General features: G+C 57.2%; 17 protein-coding genes. 8 read left to right on the plus strand and 9 right to left on the minus strand.

Annotated features, from left to right (window positions below):
- Position 1: 1 nt before the first annotated feature.
- Together UB90_RS05220 and UB90_RS05225 are read right to left on the minus strand one after the other, a co-directional pair.
- Positions 2-1261 carry a COG4223 family protein gene (locus UB90_RS05220; RefSeq protein ID WP_065331912.1) on the minus strand — a complete coding sequence of 420 codons (1260 nt, stop codon included), beginning with the start codon at positions 1259-1261 and terminating at the stop codon, positions 2-4.
- 50 nt (positions 1262-1311) lie between these two features.
- Positions 1312-2049 (minus strand): uroporphyrinogen-III synthase, encoded by a 738-nt coding sequence (locus tag UB90_RS05225; RefSeq protein WP_081285538.1) that lies wholly within the window; start codon positions 2047-2049, stop codon positions 1312-1314.
- A 74-nt stretch (positions 2050-2123) separates the two neighbouring features.
- Between UB90_RS05225 and tsaD the strand changes: the two genes are divergently transcribed.
- From tsaD to UB90_RS05250, 5 genes are read left to right on the plus strand one after another with little or no spacing between them, the layout of a single operon-like run.
- Positions 2124-3221, plus strand: a complete 1098-nt coding sequence (gene tsaD / locus UB90_RS05230; protein WP_009177999.1) for a tRNA (adenosine(37)-N6)-threonylcarbamoyltransferase complex transferase subunit TsaD — start codon at positions 2124-2126, stop codon at positions 3219-3221.
- Positions 3218-4180: an NAD(P)H-dependent glycerol-3-phosphate dehydrogenase gene (locus UB90_RS05235; RefSeq protein WP_009177992.1), complete on the plus strand. Its 963-nt coding sequence runs from the start codon at positions 3218-3220 to the stop codon at positions 4178-4180. Before tsaD ends, UB90_RS05235 begins: the two co-directional genes overlap by 4 nt.
- A 1-nt stretch (position 4181) precedes the next feature.
- Positions 4182-4454, plus strand: coding sequence for a YciI family protein (locus tag UB90_RS05240; protein ID WP_065325613.1), 273 nt, complete (start codon positions 4182-4184; stop codon positions 4452-4454).
- The gene (locus tag UB90_RS05245; protein WP_065325612.1) at positions 4454-4876 is read left to right on the plus strand and encodes an EVE domain-containing protein; all 423 of its coding nucleotides are present in this window, start codon (positions 4454-4456) and stop codon (positions 4874-4876) included. The genes UB90_RS05240 and UB90_RS05245 overlap by 1 nt, the downstream gene beginning before the upstream one ends.
- A gap of 56 nt (positions 4877-4932) precedes the next feature.
- Positions 4933-5328 carry a DUF1761 domain-containing protein gene (locus UB90_RS05250; protein ID WP_065325611.1) on the plus strand — a complete coding sequence of 132 codons (396 nt, stop codon included), beginning with the start codon at positions 4933-4935 and terminating at the stop codon, positions 5326-5328.
- A 201-nt stretch (positions 5329-5529) separates the two neighbouring features.
- Here the strand turns inward: UB90_RS05250 and UB90_RS05255 are convergent, their stop codons facing one another.
- The 4 genes from UB90_RS05255 to UB90_RS05265 all read right to left on the minus strand — a co-directional run bounded on the left by UB90_RS05255 (position 5530) and on the right by UB90_RS05265 (position 7938).
- Positions 5530-5871 (minus strand): DUF2853 family protein, encoded by a 342-nt coding sequence (locus UB90_RS05255; protein ID WP_065325610.1) that lies wholly within the window; start codon positions 5869-5871, stop codon positions 5530-5532.
- Positions 5872-5941: 70 nt separating this feature from the next.
- Positions 5942-6091 carry a hypothetical protein gene (locus tag UB90_RS22800; RefSeq protein WP_157888760.1) on the minus strand — a complete coding sequence of 50 codons (150 nt, stop codon included), beginning with the start codon at positions 6089-6091 and terminating at the stop codon, positions 5942-5944.
- A gap of 8 nt (positions 6092-6099) precedes the next feature.
- On the minus strand, positions 6100-7485 hold the full coding sequence (gene ahcY, locus UB90_RS05260; protein ID WP_065325609.1) for an adenosylhomocysteinase: 1386 nt from the start codon (positions 7483-7485) through the stop codon (positions 6100-6102).
- A gap of 138 nt (positions 7486-7623) precedes the next feature.
- Positions 7624-7938, minus strand: coding sequence for a hypothetical protein (locus tag UB90_RS05265; RefSeq protein ID WP_065325608.1), 315 nt, complete (start codon positions 7936-7938; stop codon positions 7624-7626).
- A 242-nt stretch (positions 7939-8180) separates the two neighbouring features.
- On the opposite strand from UB90_RS05265, the gene UB90_RS05270 reads away from it, so the two are divergent.
- Positions 8181-8777: an HD domain-containing protein gene (locus UB90_RS05270; protein ID WP_065325607.1), complete on the plus strand. Its 597-nt coding sequence runs from the start codon at positions 8181-8183 to the stop codon at positions 8775-8777.
- A gap of 2 nt (positions 8778-8779) precedes the next feature.
- Here UB90_RS05270 and UB90_RS05275 read toward each other — a convergent pair whose 3' ends face one another.
- The 3 genes from UB90_RS05275 to UB90_RS05285 all read right to left on the minus strand — a co-directional run bounded on the left by UB90_RS05275 (position 8780) and on the right by UB90_RS05285 (position 11264).
- Positions 8780-9997 carry a glycosyltransferase 61 family protein gene (locus UB90_RS05275; protein ID WP_065325606.1) on the minus strand — a complete coding sequence of 406 codons (1218 nt, stop codon included), beginning with the start codon at positions 9995-9997 and terminating at the stop codon, positions 8780-8782.
- Positions 9998-10004: 7 nt separating this feature from the next.
- Entirely contained in the window at positions 10005-10559 is a 555-nt protein-coding gene (locus tag UB90_RS05280; RefSeq protein ID WP_005627563.1) for an ActR/PrrA/RegA family redox response regulator transcription factor, read from the minus strand.
- Positions 10560-10640: 81 nt separating this feature from the next.
- Positions 10641-11264 carry an SCO family protein gene (locus tag UB90_RS05285; RefSeq protein WP_065325605.1) on the minus strand — a complete coding sequence of 208 codons (624 nt, stop codon included), beginning with the start codon at positions 11262-11264 and terminating at the stop codon, positions 10641-10643.
- A gap of 118 nt (positions 11265-11382) precedes the next feature.
- On the opposite strand from UB90_RS05285, the gene regB reads away from it, so the two are divergent.
- Together regB and UB90_RS05295 are read left to right on the plus strand one after the other, a co-directional pair.
- Complete coding sequence (gene regB / locus UB90_RS05290) at positions 11383-12780, plus strand: sensor histidine kinase RegB (protein WP_009177587.1); 1398 nt, start codon at positions 11383-11385, stop codon at positions 12778-12780.
- An 85-nt stretch (positions 12781-12865) separates the two neighbouring features.
- A complete protein-coding gene (locus UB90_RS05295; RefSeq protein WP_009178267.1) occupies positions 12866-14416 on the plus strand; it encodes a PAS-domain containing protein in 1551 nt (516 codons plus the stop codon).
- Positions 14417-14438 lie beyond the last annotated feature (22 nt).

Genomic DNA, 14438 nt, shown 5'->3' on the forward strand with positions numbered 1-14438 from the left:
CTTAGTTGGCGTTCAGGCTTTGCGACAGCGCGTCGGTGGCGGCTTCGGCATCAAGACGAATCCGTGCCGATGTTTGCCAGGCCTCCAACTGTGCTTTTGCGCTATCAGGCAGGGCTGCAAGTTCATCAAGCGCTGCGGATATATCTGCGCCCTCAACGGCGGCACCGGCGCGTGACAAGATCGCATCCGGATCATCGCCTTCACGTGGGGCAACGGAACGTGCACCAAGATGACGATTCACATAAGCCATGATGCCACCACTGCCTTTGGTTTCCTCTCGCGCTGCTGCAAGCGCCGCGCGGGCGGCCGGGGCGAACCCGTCGCGCAAACCAGCCAGCGTCGCAACGCCTGTGTCTGCCGCGACTTGAATATCCTCAGGCACCTCAACTTGAAGACGGCTGAGTTCCGCAACCAGATCACCATAAGGCGCACCCGCATCCAATGCGGAGCGCAGGCGTGAAACCACCGATTGTGCAGCGGCTATGCGCGCGGCTTCCGCACTCGCACGCTCCATCTCTTGCGCCTCAGTGACCATGCGTTTCACTTCGGCCTGCTGCTCGCTCAGGCTATCGCGGACACGCTGCAGTTCTGTTTCAAACGCCTCGACTGCGTCAGCGGATGCACCTTCAGTAATTGGGCGCGCTTCCAATGCTGCGACACGGTCCGAGAGGCCTTGCAGGGTTTGTGCCACTTCCGCGTTAAGATCGGACCCCGGTTGGTCCTCATCGTCTTGAGCAGTCTCAAGCGCGGACAGACGTGCATCAATCGATTCCAGATCAGGAACTTTGATCGCCGAAACGCTACCGCGAAGGTCCGCAAGCTGCGATTTCAATTCCGCCTGAGCGGTCTGCAACGGTTCGATATCGACACTGCTGCCGCGCAAAGAAGGCGGCAGAACGCTATCGAGCACGTCACCCTTGCCCGCAACAAAGCCGATCAGCGCCGCTACGACCCCCCCCAGAACCGCAGCCCCAAAGCCGCCGCGCTTTTCAACGATGCGCTCTTGAATCACAGGAACAGGCGCTGACTCTTCGTGGGTTGCGCCCTGTTCGGTCTCGGTCTCGGTCTCGGTCTCGGTCTCGGTCTCGGAAACAGGCACTTCGGTTTCAGCGAAGTCGTCAAGCTCCTCCGTGGCCAGCCGCTCTTCGACCTTCTCTTTACTTACCTGTTCAGACTCTGTGCTGAGATCCTGCTCACGATCGTCCCTGGACTCCTCCGGGGTCGGTTTTGCCATGTCACCAGTTTTCTTGTCTTCAGCCACTCTGGCCTCCCCCGATTCCCCAAACGTACTCAACACCCTACGGTCCGACCCTAGTCTTCACGCGGCTCCGTCTCAACCCGAAGCCACGTCTGTGCGACATCACACACCAATTCCACCATCGCTTCAGCTGTTGGAAACTTACTTACGTGTCGTGCACCACTTTGCAAGCGCGGCATCGCCTCGGCGACCTGCTCACTCATTGCAATCAGCGACAAATGCGCATTTTCAGGACATAAGCTGGCAAAATGCGCAGCGGTGCGCGGTGAAAAAAGCGGCACGATCAACGGCCTCTGCGTCGCAAGTGCCGTATCAGCTTCTGTCGTAAAGGAAGATAGTTCCTGACGATAAATCGCCATACCACTGCATGAAATCCCCGTATCCGACAGGCGCTTTGCAACTGCTCCACGGGTATATTCCCCGTGTAGATGTAGCAGATTTCCGCCCGGCACATCAGCCCGCAAGGCTGCGACCAAAGCATCAGCAGTGTCACCAGAATACTGCGCGTCCCATCCTGCCAGTCTTGCTGCTTTCGTCGTGCGCTCCCCCACGCAATAGGCTCTAATACGCAGCGGTTGACCATCTGAAGCCACTCTCACCCCCTCGCCCGAGGTAAAGATCACCGCATCCACACCACCAAGATCAATCATGACCGGCAGCGCGGATATCTCCAGCAGCGGAGCATAAATGATGGGTAAATTTGCGCGCAGATTAGACGGCAATAACTCAACAAACCGCTGCGCGGCCTCGCGCGGGCGCGTCATCAGAAGGGCTGGCCCGTTCTCGTTCACCTGCACGCTCCCGGGATTGTTTGCATCACCTCATGGTGGTAGCCCCGCAGCACAAAGGATGCAACGGTAGGCCTATGACCCAAACGCTCACTCTTCTCGGACTGGAAAGCAGCTGTGACGACACTGCTGCTGCCATTGTGCGGCAACAGGACGGTGCCCCTGCAGAAATCCTGTCGTCGGTCGTCTTTGGCCAGACGGAGCTGCACAGCGCTTTTGGAGGGGTCGTACCAGAGATCGCCGCCCGCGCTCACGCAGAAAAGCTCGATACTTGCGTGCGGGATGCCTTGTCTGAGGCAAATCTGACGCTGGATGATCTCGACGCAATAGCCGTGACCGCAGGTCCGGGGCTCATCGGCGGCGTGATGTCGGGCGTGATGTGTGCAAAGGGGATCGCGGCGGCAAAAGGGCTGCCGTTGGTAGGTGTTAATCACCTTGCAGGGCATGCGCTGACGCCGCGGCTGACGGATGATATCGCTTATCCCTATCTGATGTTGCTGGTTTCAGGCGGCCATTGCCAATATCTGATTGCGCGCGGGCCAGAGGCGTTCTCGCGCCTCGGTGGAACGATTGACGATGCGCCGGGTGAAGCGTTTGATAAAACCGCACGTCTGCTCGGCCTACCACAACCCGGCGGCCCATCCGTGCAAAAAGAAGCCGAGCACGGCGATCCGGCTCGGTTCCGTTTTCCGCGCCCCCTACTGGACCGCCCCGATTGCAACCTGTCCTTTTCCGGACTGAAGACGGCCTTAATGCGGATGCGGGATCAGATCGTGACGGAAAAAACCGGCTTGACCCGACAAGACCGCGCCGATCTTTGCGCCGGTTTTCAGGCCGCTATCGTCGATACATTGGTGCAAAAAACACGCCGTGCCCTGACACTCTACCTTGATGAAGCGCCCGCAATTCCTACGCTGGCCGTCGCCGGCGGCGTTGCGGCCAATACAGAAATTCGCGCTGGCCTAGTGGCCCTTTGCGCCGAATTAGAGACTGATTTCCTCGCGCCACCCCTAAATCTATGTACGGACAACGCGGCCATGATCGCCTACGCCGGACTTGAGCGATTTCGCACCGGAGCACGCGATGGCATGGATCTGGTGGCCCGCCCGCGTTGGCCGCTGGACCAGACCAGCCCCGCGCTTATCGGCAGCGGGAAAAAAGGAGCGAAAGCATGAGCGTCGCAGTCCTCGGCGCAGGTGCTTTCGGCACCGCCTTGGCGATTTCACTGGCGCGCAAAGCACCTGCAACGCTCTGGTGTCGTGATGAGGCCCATGCGGCTGAAATGCAGGCCTCTCGCGAAAACACCCGCCGCCTGCCGGACGCACCCCTGCCCGTGTCCCTGACCGTCACCTCGGACACTGACTGTTTCGAGGCGCATGATGTGATCCTCCTTGCGGTGCCGATGCAGAAAATGCGCAGCTTTCTGGTGCAGCATCGCGCGGCACTTGCGACCAAGACACTGGTGGCCTGTTGCAAAGGGATCGAACTCGACACTGGATTGGGTCCGGTCTCCGTGCTGCGCGAAGCGGCTCCTGAGGCAACAGCGGCCTTGCTGACTGGCCCCAGCTTTGCGGCTGATATCGCTAAAGGCCTGCCCACCGCGCTGACGCTGGCCTGCGACCCGGACGAGACCGGCAAGATGTTACAATCCAGCCTTTCCACGGACAATCTGCGGCTCTATCGCACCACGGATCTCGTCGGTGCCGAGATTGGTGGCGCGCTGAAGAACGTCATCGCAATCGCCTGTGGTGCGGTCATCGGCGCACAGCTTGGCGACAGTGCCCGCGCGGCGCTGATGACACGCGGCTACGCAGAGATGCAGCGACTGGCCCTTGCGCGCGGTGCGCGGCCGGAAACCCTCGCCGGGCTTTCTGGATTTGGCGACCTGACGCTGACTTGTGGCTCGGAACAATCCCGCAACTTTCGCCTTGGCCTCAGTCTGGGGCGTGGCGAAGTTTTTGACCCGTCGATCACCGTTGAAGGCGCTGCCACCGCCCGCGCAACGGCAAAAGCCGCCCAAGTGATGGGGCTGGAGATGCCGATCACGCAAACGGTAACCAATTTGCTGGATCAAAGGTTGACGATCGCGGATGCTGCGGATCAACTGCTTAAAAGACCACTAAAAGAGGAATAAAATGCTTATTGCATTGATTGCCCGCGACAAACCCGACCATCTGCAAACCCGTCTCGACAATCGTGCGGCACATCTTGCCTATATCGAGGAGACCGGAGTTGTCGCCCAAGCGGGCCCTCTGTTGGACCAGAACGGCGACATGGTTGGTTCTCTGGTTATTCTGGATGTCGAAGACATGGCCGCTGGCGATGCATGGGCTGCCAATGATCCCTACAACAAGGCTGGTCTCTTTGAAGCGGTCGAGTTGATCACCTGGAAGAAGGTCATAGGCTGATGGCGTATTGGCTGTTCAAATCCGAACCCAACACCTGGGGCTGGCACGACCAGGTCGCCAAAGGGGATGCTGGCGAGGAATGGGACGGCGTGCGCAACTATCAGGCCCGCAATTTCATGCGGGAGATGAAGCTGGGGGATCGCGGGTTTTTCTATCATTCCCTAAAGGAAAAATCCGTGGTCGGGATCGTCGAAGTCTGCGCCGAGGTGCACCCAGACAGCAAAACGGATGATCCACGCTGGGAATGCGTGGACATCAAGGCCATTCGCGCCTTTGCACAGCCGGTATCTCTGGACCAGATCAAGTCAAACCCGACCCTGGAAAACATGGTCCTGGTCAAGAACTCGCGGCTCTCCGTCCAGCCGGTGACAGAGGCCGAGTGGAATGAGATCTGCAAGATGGGACACACACAGGCCGATTGACCGGATCGCGTGATCTGGCATTGTTGTCCTTAACCGCAGCAGGAAGGGACAATGGCATGGAACTGGTCAGTGTACTTGTAGCGACACTTGCGGCATTTGCTTCAGGCGCAGCCTATTATGGCGCACTTGCCGATCCATGGATGGTAGCCTCTGGCGTTGAACGTGACGCGGAGGGGAAACCCAAAGGGGGTCAAACTCCTGCGATTTTTGCCATCGCGTTTCTCTGCCAGTTGATTGTCGCGGGCATGATGCGTCACGTGTTCAGCCTCTCCGGGATTGAAACTCTCGGCGCAGGGTTTCTTGCCGGGCTGGGTATTGGGTTGTTTTTCATCACGCCTTGGATCGCGCTCAACAATCTCTACAGCATGCGGCCACGTATGTTGACGATCATCGACGGCGGATACGCGGCTCTTGCATGCGCCATAATAGGGCTGATCCTGACCCTATTCTAATTGGCGTTCGGCCACGAAAAAAGGCCGCTGGCGATGCCGCGGCCTTCTCGTGTACTCAACGCCCACTCCCACCGTGCACGTCCGAGATTTTCTCGCAAAAGTTGCGTCTCCTCACTATCTACCCCGAGAACGCGAAGGAGTGCAATTCTTACGATCCTACAATCTCATTAAAACACTAGGGTTTCTATCCGGCCGATCTGATCAGACGTACATCGCCTCTTTGCCGAAATGTTTGGTCAGCATGTAATATACCACGGCGCGGTATTTGTTGCGCTCCGATTTACCATAGGTCTCGATCACCTTGTTGATTGCATCCATCAGCTCTGGACCGTCTGCCAAGCCAAGTTTCTTGATCAAGAAGTTGTTTTTCACTGTCTCCAACTCATCCGGTTGGCTCGACGCTACGGTAGAGGCATCGGCATTATAGATCGCAGGACCGCAACCAATTGTCACCTTGGTGAGAAGATCCATATCCGGCGTCATGCCGCATTTGTTCTTCAGATCATCCGCATATTGTGCAATCAGCTCTTCACGCTTGCCCATCGTTAAATTCTCCTGTCCTGGATCTTCTGCCCTGCTGGCAGAGTTACTGTGGTTTGACGGTAGGAGGATTTCATATTCCAACAAAGGGGTTTTTCTTCGCTTTGCGCATCACAAATGCGTTGCGGGATGGTGGGAGGGGCGATGTTCCCCCGGAACGAGCGCCGGACAGCATCACGAAAAAACCCGGCGCGGTGGCCGGGTTTTCCAATTCTTCAAACATTCAGTCGCTTAGTAGCGGTAGTGTTCGGGCTTGAACGGGCCTTCGGGTTTTACACCGATATAGGCGGCTTGCTCAGGCGTCAGCTTGGTCAGTTTTGCACCGACACGCTCCAGATGCAGCGCCGCGACTTTTTCATCGAGGTGCTTGGGCAGGATATAGACTTTGTTGTCGTACTCATCGCCACGGGTCCAAAGCTCGATCTGCGCCAGAACCTGGTTGGTGAAGGAGGCAGACATCACAAAAGACGGATGCCCGGTCGCATTGCCGAGGTTCAGCAGACGTCCCTCAGAGAGCAGGATGAGCCGATTGCCCGAAGGCATCTCGATCATATCCACCTGTTCCTTGATGTTAGTCCACTTGTGGTTCTTCAGGTTCGCCACCTGAATTTCATTGTCGAAATGGCCGATATTGCCAACGATGGCCATATCTTTCATCTCACGCATATGTTCGATGCGCAGAATGTCTTTGTTGCCTGTGGTGGTGATGAAGATATCCGCATCCAGCGCCTCTTCCAGCAGGACCACCTCATAGCCATCCATGGCGGCCTGCAACGCGCAGATCGGGTCTGCTTCGGTCACTTTGACCCGTGCACCAGCACCGCTCAGCGACGCGGCAGAGCCTTTTCCCACGTCACCATAACCACAGACAACGGCAACCTTACCCGCCATCATGGTGTCAGTGGCGCGGCGGATACCGTCCACGAGGCTTTCTTTACAGCCGTATTTGTTGTCGAACTTCGACTTGGTGACAGAATCGTTCACGTTGATCGCCGGGAAGGGCAGCTGGCCCTGTTTCACCAGTTCATAGAGACGGTGCACACCGGTGGTGGTTTCCTCGGAAACACCCTTGATCTGATCGCGCATCTTGGTGAACCAGCCGGGGGACTGTTCCATCCGCTTCTTGATCTGCGCTTTGATGACCTCTTCTTCCTCGGAGGTCGGAACCGCGATCACGTCTTCACCCGCCTCGGCACGTGCGCCCAGCAGAATATAGAGCGTCGCATCGCCGCCATCATCAAGGATCAGGTTCGGGCCTTCAGGGAACTGGAAGGACCGGTCGAGATAATCCCAATGCTCTTCAAGGCTCTGACCTTTGATCGCAAAAACCGGAACACCCGCTTCGGCGATGACCGCAGCAGCATGGTCTTGGGTCGAGAAGATGTTACAGGACGCCCAGCGCACATCGGCACCCAACGCCACCAGCGTTTCAATCAACACAGCGGTCTGAATCGTCATATGCAGCGAACCAACGATACGGGAGCCTTTCAGGGGCTTCTCTTCACCGTATTCCTTGCGCAGCGCCATCAGGCCCGGCATTTCGGTTTCTGCGATGTCCAGCTCTTTGCGGCCAAAGCCCGCCAGCGAGATGTCCTTGACGATATAGTCTCCGGCCATTTTCTGCTCCGTTTGAGATTTCCACAGGATTCTTGGTTTTGGGAGGTAACACCGCAAAGGTTGATAAGCAACGAAGATGGCGGCGCACTTCGGCGATACCGGAGGATATACGATCTGCCACTCGTATACAGGGTGGGATCAACTGGCGGGATCGTTGCGCCGTTTATGTTCCGGAACGATAAAGTAGTCATGCCCCGAAGCCACCATGCAACTCAGACCTGTGGGATGTGAGACCAGCACTGTGAACGTGCCGCTTTGGGATGATGACCAGATCTCAATGATCACATCCTGAGAACGACCGCTTTGCAGTCCAGCAGAGCTAAGCGTTTCGTTGAACTGGCGTTCCAGACGTTCAACCACAATTTCTCGAGGGGCACAGTTTTGTGCCCGAGCAGGTGGCGCGATGGCAGCCATGCCGAACACCAATGCTGAGGATATGAGCCGTTTGAACATTGTGCTTCTCCTTTCCTGTGTAAGCACCGGAAAAGGACAAGCCATGTCGGGGACGTGCCCCTTTCTGCTATAAATATGGGGATCTAAGCCCTGCGGATCAAGGAAAGCCCAGTTCAACTCATTGTCGCTCACAGTGAGCGCCAAGCATTGGCTACATAGGCCGCACTGCCAATGAATGTCGGTTTGCAACCGCGCAGCGAGAGGGGTAGCAAGTGCGCAGCGCGACAATCACGGATCACATCATGGCTGCGAAATCTCCCCGTGCATGGCAACGAATGCTCTCTGGGCGCAGGCTTGATCTGCTTGATCCGACCCCAGTTGATATCGAGATCGAAGACATTGCGCACGGGCTTGCCTTTGTTGCCCGCTGGAATGGCCAGACGCGTGGAGATTTTGCGTATTCAGTGGCCGAACACTCACTACTGGTGGAGATCATTCACGGCCGCATGTATCCCAAGGCTCCGGTTAAGTGGAAACTTGCAGCACTTCTGCATGATGCGCCGGAATATGTCATTGGGGATATGATTTCACCGGTGAAGGCTGCAGTAGGGCCCGGATATGGAGAGCTGGACGCACGTCTCACCTCGGCGATTCACATCCGTTTTGGTCTGCCCGCAGCTCTTCCTAAAACGGTGAAAGCGCAGATCAAACGTGCAGATAAGGTCTCAGCATGGATGGAAGCGGTCCAGATTGCGGGATTTTCTGAATCCGAGGCGACAAAGTTCTTTGGCAGGCCAAATGCCGAATTGATTGAGGGTTTGGACATCTATCTGCGCCCCCCTGTGGAGGTGCGCAGAGATTTTGTCAGCCGTCATGAGGCATTGCTGAGCCAGCTTTAGATTCAGCCGTCGTTTTGTGCGGCCTCGCGGGCCTCTCGGCGGGCACGGCGCGCAGCGCGGCGGGCGCGACGTTCCGCGCGCTCTTGTTCTTCCCGCGCCTTTTGGAAGGCAGGGGACTCGACAAAACGATTGCTCTTGATTCCCTTGTCCTTGAGGACACTCTGGCGTGCGTGATCATCCAGAACGGGCCAATTTTCACCACCTGAAATGAAACCGCCATCCTTGAGCGCGCGTCCGATGACGGAATGATCCAACTCCCCGAAACTCAACCGGCTGGAGCGCTGATTGTCCTTTGGCACCCATTCCGTCCGAAGGGCGCCAATCACCAGCGGATCGCATTTGCAGAAGTGGCGAACATTGTCGGTGAGCAGGGTATGCGCAGTAGATTTACGCCTCAGCACCATTGCAACTTTCTGGTCTGGTCGTCCCACCATCGCATAGAGATGCAGCGCCGATCCGTCCGCAGCAATCACCTTGCGCGCCGCTTTATAACGGGCCAGTTGCGCGGAAAGGCTATGTTCCTGCGGATGATAAATCTCGTAGCCCTCAGCCGCGAGATACGCCTCCATCTGCTCTTCGCCCAAAAGACCACCCTTGCCCAAACCCAGTTTCGAACGAGAGATATAAAGCTTCTCCGGCCCTTCGGGTTTGATGTCTCGCGCAAATTGAGCGTGGATCGCGTTGCGGTATTTGGGCGTGGCCTCGGTGATGTCACCAAGCCCAAACCCCTGTCCGGGCACGACCAGTTCCTCGACCATCGCCGGGTCAGCCGCCACGCGGATCGGCAGATCTTTTTGCATCAAGCCAACAAATTCGGACTGAAACCCACGCACCTGATCGCGCACGGCTGGACGTTTGGGGATGAACAACACCCCGTCAACCGGTGCATCGAGATTGGCCAACGCCCAGAGGCGCGCGGTGCTTTCCACAAGAAAATGCCCGAAATGCGCCCATAGCACCCCACCCCAAAGCCAGCGGCCAGGGATTTTCTGGGTGATCTCCTTGGGCATGTCCGGCTCTGTCGTGATCGGGCGGTGCCGCCGCCACAAAGCACCCTCATGGCAATAGCTGCCATCTTCACGCAGAAGACCCGCAGCCTGAACCATGCTGCTTTCAACCGGCGGGACCACGGTGACATTGCGCAACACCGTCATACTCTCCGACCAGCCCCCTTTGGGAGAAGGGAGCTGCGTGGGATCAAGATCGCCGGCTGCGCTCATCGGGTGCTTACCTCGGGCTGCGCTTGGCAAGGATGCGCTGCAAGGTCCGACGGTGCATGTTCAAACGACGCGCGGTTTCCGAGACGTTGCGATCGCACAGTTCATAGACACGCTGGATATGCTCCCAGCGCACGCGATCTGCGCTCATCGGGTTTTCGGGGGGCGGTGGCAGCGCATCATCGCCTGCCAACAGCGCGTTTGTGATGTCAGTCGCATCCGCTGGTTTTGACAGATAATCTGTCGCCCCGATTTTCACGGCGGCCACGGCGGTCGCAATTGCGCCATATCCGGTCAGAACCACAATGCGACTATCGGGACGTTTTTCACGCAAGACTTCGACCACATCGAGGCCATTGCCATCCTCGAGCCGAAGATCCACCACCGCATAGGCAGGTGGCCGCGCAGTTGCGATTGCCTGCCCCGAAGCCACGGAATCTGCGGTTTCAACCGCAAATCCACGCTTTTCCATCGCCTTAGCGAGGCGGCGCAGAAACGGTTCGTCATCATCGACCAAGAGTAGCGAGGGGTCAGGCCCGATCTCGGACTGAGCTGCTTCGGCCATTCACTTTCCTTCCAGCGTCACGCGCATTTATTTCCCGAGATATTACGTCTCGGAACTGAAACGTCAAATCACTGCCGAGTTTCAGCTGTTGTCCATGAAGCAGGCGACACGATCCGCCATCTGCTCTGGCGTCACATCACGGCGGAAGAAATCGACAAAACCATGCTCCGGCAACACCAGATAAGTCATGGTCGTGTGATCCACGAGGTAATAGTCATCATCACCTTCCTGCGCCTTGTAATAGGTCTTGTAAGCTTGGCTCGCAGCTTTGATCTGCTCAGGCGATCCGGTCAGGCCGATCATTTTCTCATGAATATTGTAGGCGAAATCTCCGACCACTTCGGGCGTGTCCCGCTTAGGGTCGATGGAGATGAATACCGGTGTTGTCGAGTATCCACGCTCATCCAACACGTCCACTGCATCGGCATTGCGTGCAGCATCGAACGGGCAGACATCCGGGCAGAACGTATATCCGAAGTAGACGAGAGACGGTTCGGTAATCACGTCTTTGTCGGTCACTGTTTCACCTTTGGCGTTCAACAGTTCGAACGGCCCGCCAATCGCTGCGCTGCCACCTGCAACCGCGCTTGCACGGCACTGCGCGAATGCATCGTCAGAACCGTTGCCACGAAGGGTCAGATACCAAACACCCCCCAGAAGGGCGACGACACAGGCAAAAGCCAGAATTGCGATGTTTCTCATCATGTCTTGTTTCCTCACAGACCTGAACGGGCGGGCACGCAGGGAAGACGCACCCGAGTTGATCCCGGTTGGCGGTAGACCTATCAACAATTACCGACGATGCAACGGGAGCAAACGTCACATGAGCGAGACCACCTTTGGCCTGATGAGCGGCCAGGAACGCAGCCACTGGGTCAGGCTGCGCACTTTGATCGTTTTGCGATGGGTCGCCATCATCGGTCAGGCCACCGCAATCGGCGTGGCGCAAACCCAATACGATCTACAGCTTTCGGTTCTGCCCTGCTATTTTGCCATTGGCGTGTCCGCACTGGCAAATCTGGTCGCGTTGATCGTCTTTCCGGAAAACAAGCGCCTGACAGAATTTCAGAATTTCCTGATGGTGCTCTTTGATCTGCTGCAGCTGTGTTTCCTCCTGTATATGACGGGCGGGTTGAATAACCCCTTTGCGCTGCTGGTTTTGGGACCTGTGACAATCTCAGCTTCGGTGATGGGTCTGCGTTCTACGCTCATTATTGGCACCAGCGCGATTATTCTCGTCACACTTCTGGTTCCGCTGCATGTCCCCCTAGAGACGGCTACGGGCGAAATCCTGAAGATGCCCTCGCTCTTTGTGTTTGGCCATTGGTGCGCGCTGGTGATCGCGATCATGTTCATGGGCGCCTATTCCTACCGTATCAGCGCGGAGATTCGATCAATGTCGGATGCTCTGGCTGCGACGCAATTCGCCCTGTCGCGAGAACAAAAACTCACCGATCTGGGTGGCGTTGTTGCAGCAGCCGCGCATGAGCTTGGGACACCACTGGCGACCATTAAGCTGACCAGCTCGGAACTCATCGAAGAGTTGGACGATAACCCCGAACTGCAAGACGACGCGCGCCTGATCCGCGAACAAGCCGACCGCTGCCGAGACATTCTGCGTGGGATGGGGCGTGCGGGCAAAGACGACCTGCACCTGCGACAAGCGCCTCTCTCGACATTGGTTCACGAGGCGGCCGAACCACATTTCGACCGTGGCAAAGACATCAGGTTCAGCGAACATCCCGCCGAGGGCGACGGGCTGAACCAGCCCAGCGTGCTGCGTAAGCCCGAGATCATTCACGGTTTGCGTAACCTTGTTCAAAACGCTGTCGACTTTGCCCAATCAAAGGTCTGGATTGAGTTGCACTGGAGCGATGACGAAATCACGGTCAGGATCAGTGATGATGGGAACGGGTTTCCCGGCCATCTGCTTGGGCGTCTTGGTGATCCATTTATGCGACGCCGAAGCTCCCATGCAGACCGTGGGAAACGCCCGGAGTATGAGGGCATGGGGCTTGGATTGTTCATCGCAAAAACCCTGCTGGAACGTACCGGCGCACATCTGGAATTCCTGAACGGTCGCGATGTGCGTATTTCGCAGAACCTGACCCCAGCGCAGCAAGGGGCATTGGTGGTGGTGACTTGGCCGCGGCGCAAAATCGATGCAATCAGCGGCGACACCCCTGTGCCAACCGGGGAAAACACTCCAATACAGTTTTAACTATTCACTTTTGGGAAACCAATTAAACTTCACTTAACCATTGTCATGGAAACTGAGCACAAGGAGAAATAGCGAGGCCGTGTCCATGCAAGATTTGATGTCTGTAGAGTGGTTCATTCTGGTGACCCTTTGCATCGCCAGCGCAGCGGTTGCGGTCTGGTTTCTCAACCCCAAGGCAGACGCCAAGGGGATGGAGCATGAATTGTTGATCGCGGATGGGCGCACCGATGCGGTGTTTCTGTTCGATGACCAAACGCTGATCGCATGGTCGTCCGGTGCTCGGAAATTTCTCGATGACAACACCGAGGACTTTAGCTGGGGCAAACTGCGGGACAAACTGTCGCGCTGTTACCCCGGATTGCCTCAATCCCCCGGCTTCTTGCGCGATGTTGGCTCTCTCACGCTGTCAGGCACAGCAGAAGCCGACAATCGCGAGGCTCACTGTGAGTGGATCGACGGTGTAACCCGTGTTCAATTGCGCCGCGCTGCAACAGATTTGGGACATGTGGGCGATGATCAGGAACTTACGACCCTGCGTGCGGCGGTCCATCAGGCCCCCTACCCGGTTTGGCTGCAGTCGGACGATGCGCGCGTCACTTGGACCAACCTCGCCTATGATCGCCTGAACCAGAAAATCCGCGGTCGCGGCAACGACACCTCTGCACCGCTGTTTCCCAACCTCGACGCCCCGATGAGCAGCGGTCGCGCGGAACGCGTCTCGATTGAGTTGCCGGAAACTGACAAGAAGCTTTGGTACAATGTTTCCACCACCGAGACAGAGGCTGGTTGGCTCTGTCATGCGATGGACGTCAATGCCGTGGTCGACGCCGAAATCGCACAACGCAACTTTGTGCAGACACTGGCGAAAACCTTTGCTCAGCTCTCCATCGGTCTTGCCATCTTTGACCGCAATCGTCAGTTGGTGCTGTTCAACCCGGTGCTGATCGACCTTACCGCTCTGCCCGCAAGCTTCCTCAGCTCGCGTCCCAATATGATGTCCTTCTTTGACCGCCTGCGCGATCAGCGCATGATGCCGGAGCCGAAGAACTATTCCAGCTGGCGTCACCAAATGGCGGATCTATTGGAAGCCGCAGCAGAGGGGCGCTATCAGGAAACATGGTCCTTGCCCTCTGGCTCGGTCTATTCGGTATCAGGCCGCCCGCACCCCGATGGCGCCATTGCCTTCCTCTTTGAAGATATCACTGCCGAGATCACTCTGACCCGTCAATTCCGCTCGGAACTGGAACTCGGCCAGTCGATCCTTGACCACATTGACGATGCCTTTGCGGTCTTTGGTACAGATGGCAGCATGGTCTATTCCAACACCGCCTATCACACGATGTGGAAAACCGACCCGGATGCAAGCTTTGCAAAAATCTCCATCACCGATGCATGCCGCACGTGGCAGGAATTGTCAGGTCCAACCCCCACATGGGGCGAGGTTCGCGATTTCGTCGCAGGCGGCACCAGTGATCGCTCCGATTGGTGGTCGCGCGTGGACATGCGCAATGGCGAGCAATTGCTATGCCGCGTACAATCCCTGCAAAACGGGTCGGTGATGGTGCGCTTCCAGCAAATCGGTGTACCGCTCGCGCCGCCCGAACAAGAGCGTTTCGCCGCCCTCAAGGAGAGCTGAACCCGCTTGCGGAGCCTCGCGC

The sequence above is a fragment of the Tritonibacter mobilis genome (genome assembly GCF_001681715.1).
Lineage (GTDB): Bacteria > Pseudomonadota > Alphaproteobacteria > Rhodobacterales > Rhodobacteraceae > Epibacterium > Epibacterium mobile.

Coding starts and splice junctions, on each gene's coding strand:
- ahcY (WP_065325609.1), bottom strand. CDS start 7,485: ATGGCCGGAGACTATATCGTCAAGGACATCTCGCTGGCGGGCTTTGGC.
- UB90_RS05240 (WP_065325613.1), top strand. CDS start 4,182: ATGCTTATTGCATTGATTGCCCGCGACAAACCCGACCATCTGCAAACC.
- UB90_RS22800 (WP_157888760.1), bottom strand. CDS start 6,091: ATGTTTGAAGAATTGGAAAACCCGGCCACCGCGCCGGGTTTTTTCGTG.
- UB90_RS05255 (WP_065325610.1), bottom strand. CDS start 5,871: ATGGGCAAGCGTGAAGAGCTGATTGCACAATATGCGGATGATCTGAAG.
- UB90_RS05245 (WP_065325612.1), top strand. CDS start 4,454: ATGGCGTATTGGCTGTTCAAATCCGAACCCAACACCTGGGGCTGGCAC.
- UB90_RS05250 (WP_065325611.1), top strand. CDS start 4,933: ATGGAACTGGTCAGTGTACTTGTAGCGACACTTGCGGCATTTGCTTCA.
- UB90_RS05295 (WP_009178267.1), top strand. CDS start 12,866: ATGCAAGATTTGATGTCTGTAGAGTGGTTCATTCTGGTGACCCTTTGC.
- UB90_RS05275 (WP_065325606.1), bottom strand. CDS start 9,997: ATGAGCGCAGCCGGCGATCTTGATCCCACGCAGCTCCCTTCTCCCAAA.
- UB90_RS05270 (WP_065325607.1), top strand. CDS start 8,181: ATGGCTGCGAAATCTCCCCGTGCATGGCAACGAATGCTCTCTGGGCGC.
- UB90_RS05285 (WP_065325605.1), bottom strand. CDS start 11,264: ATGATGAGAAACATCGCAATTCTGGCTTTTGCCTGTGTCGTCGCCCTT.
- UB90_RS05235 (WP_009177992.1), top strand. CDS start 3,218: ATGAGCGTCGCAGTCCTCGGCGCAGGTGCTTTCGGCACCGCCTTGGCG.
- tsaD (WP_009177999.1), top strand. CDS start 2,124: ATGACCCAAACGCTCACTCTTCTCGGACTGGAAAGCAGCTGTGACGAC.
- regB (WP_009177587.1), top strand. CDS start 11,383: ATGAGCGAGACCACCTTTGGCCTGATGAGCGGCCAGGAACGCAGCCAC.
- UB90_RS05280 (WP_005627563.1), bottom strand. CDS start 10,559: ATGGCCGAAGCAGCTCAGTCCGAGATCGGGCCTGACCCCTCGCTACTC.
- UB90_RS05265 (WP_065325608.1), bottom strand. CDS start 7,938: ATGTTCAAACGGCTCATATCCTCAGCATTGGTGTTCGGCATGGCTGCC.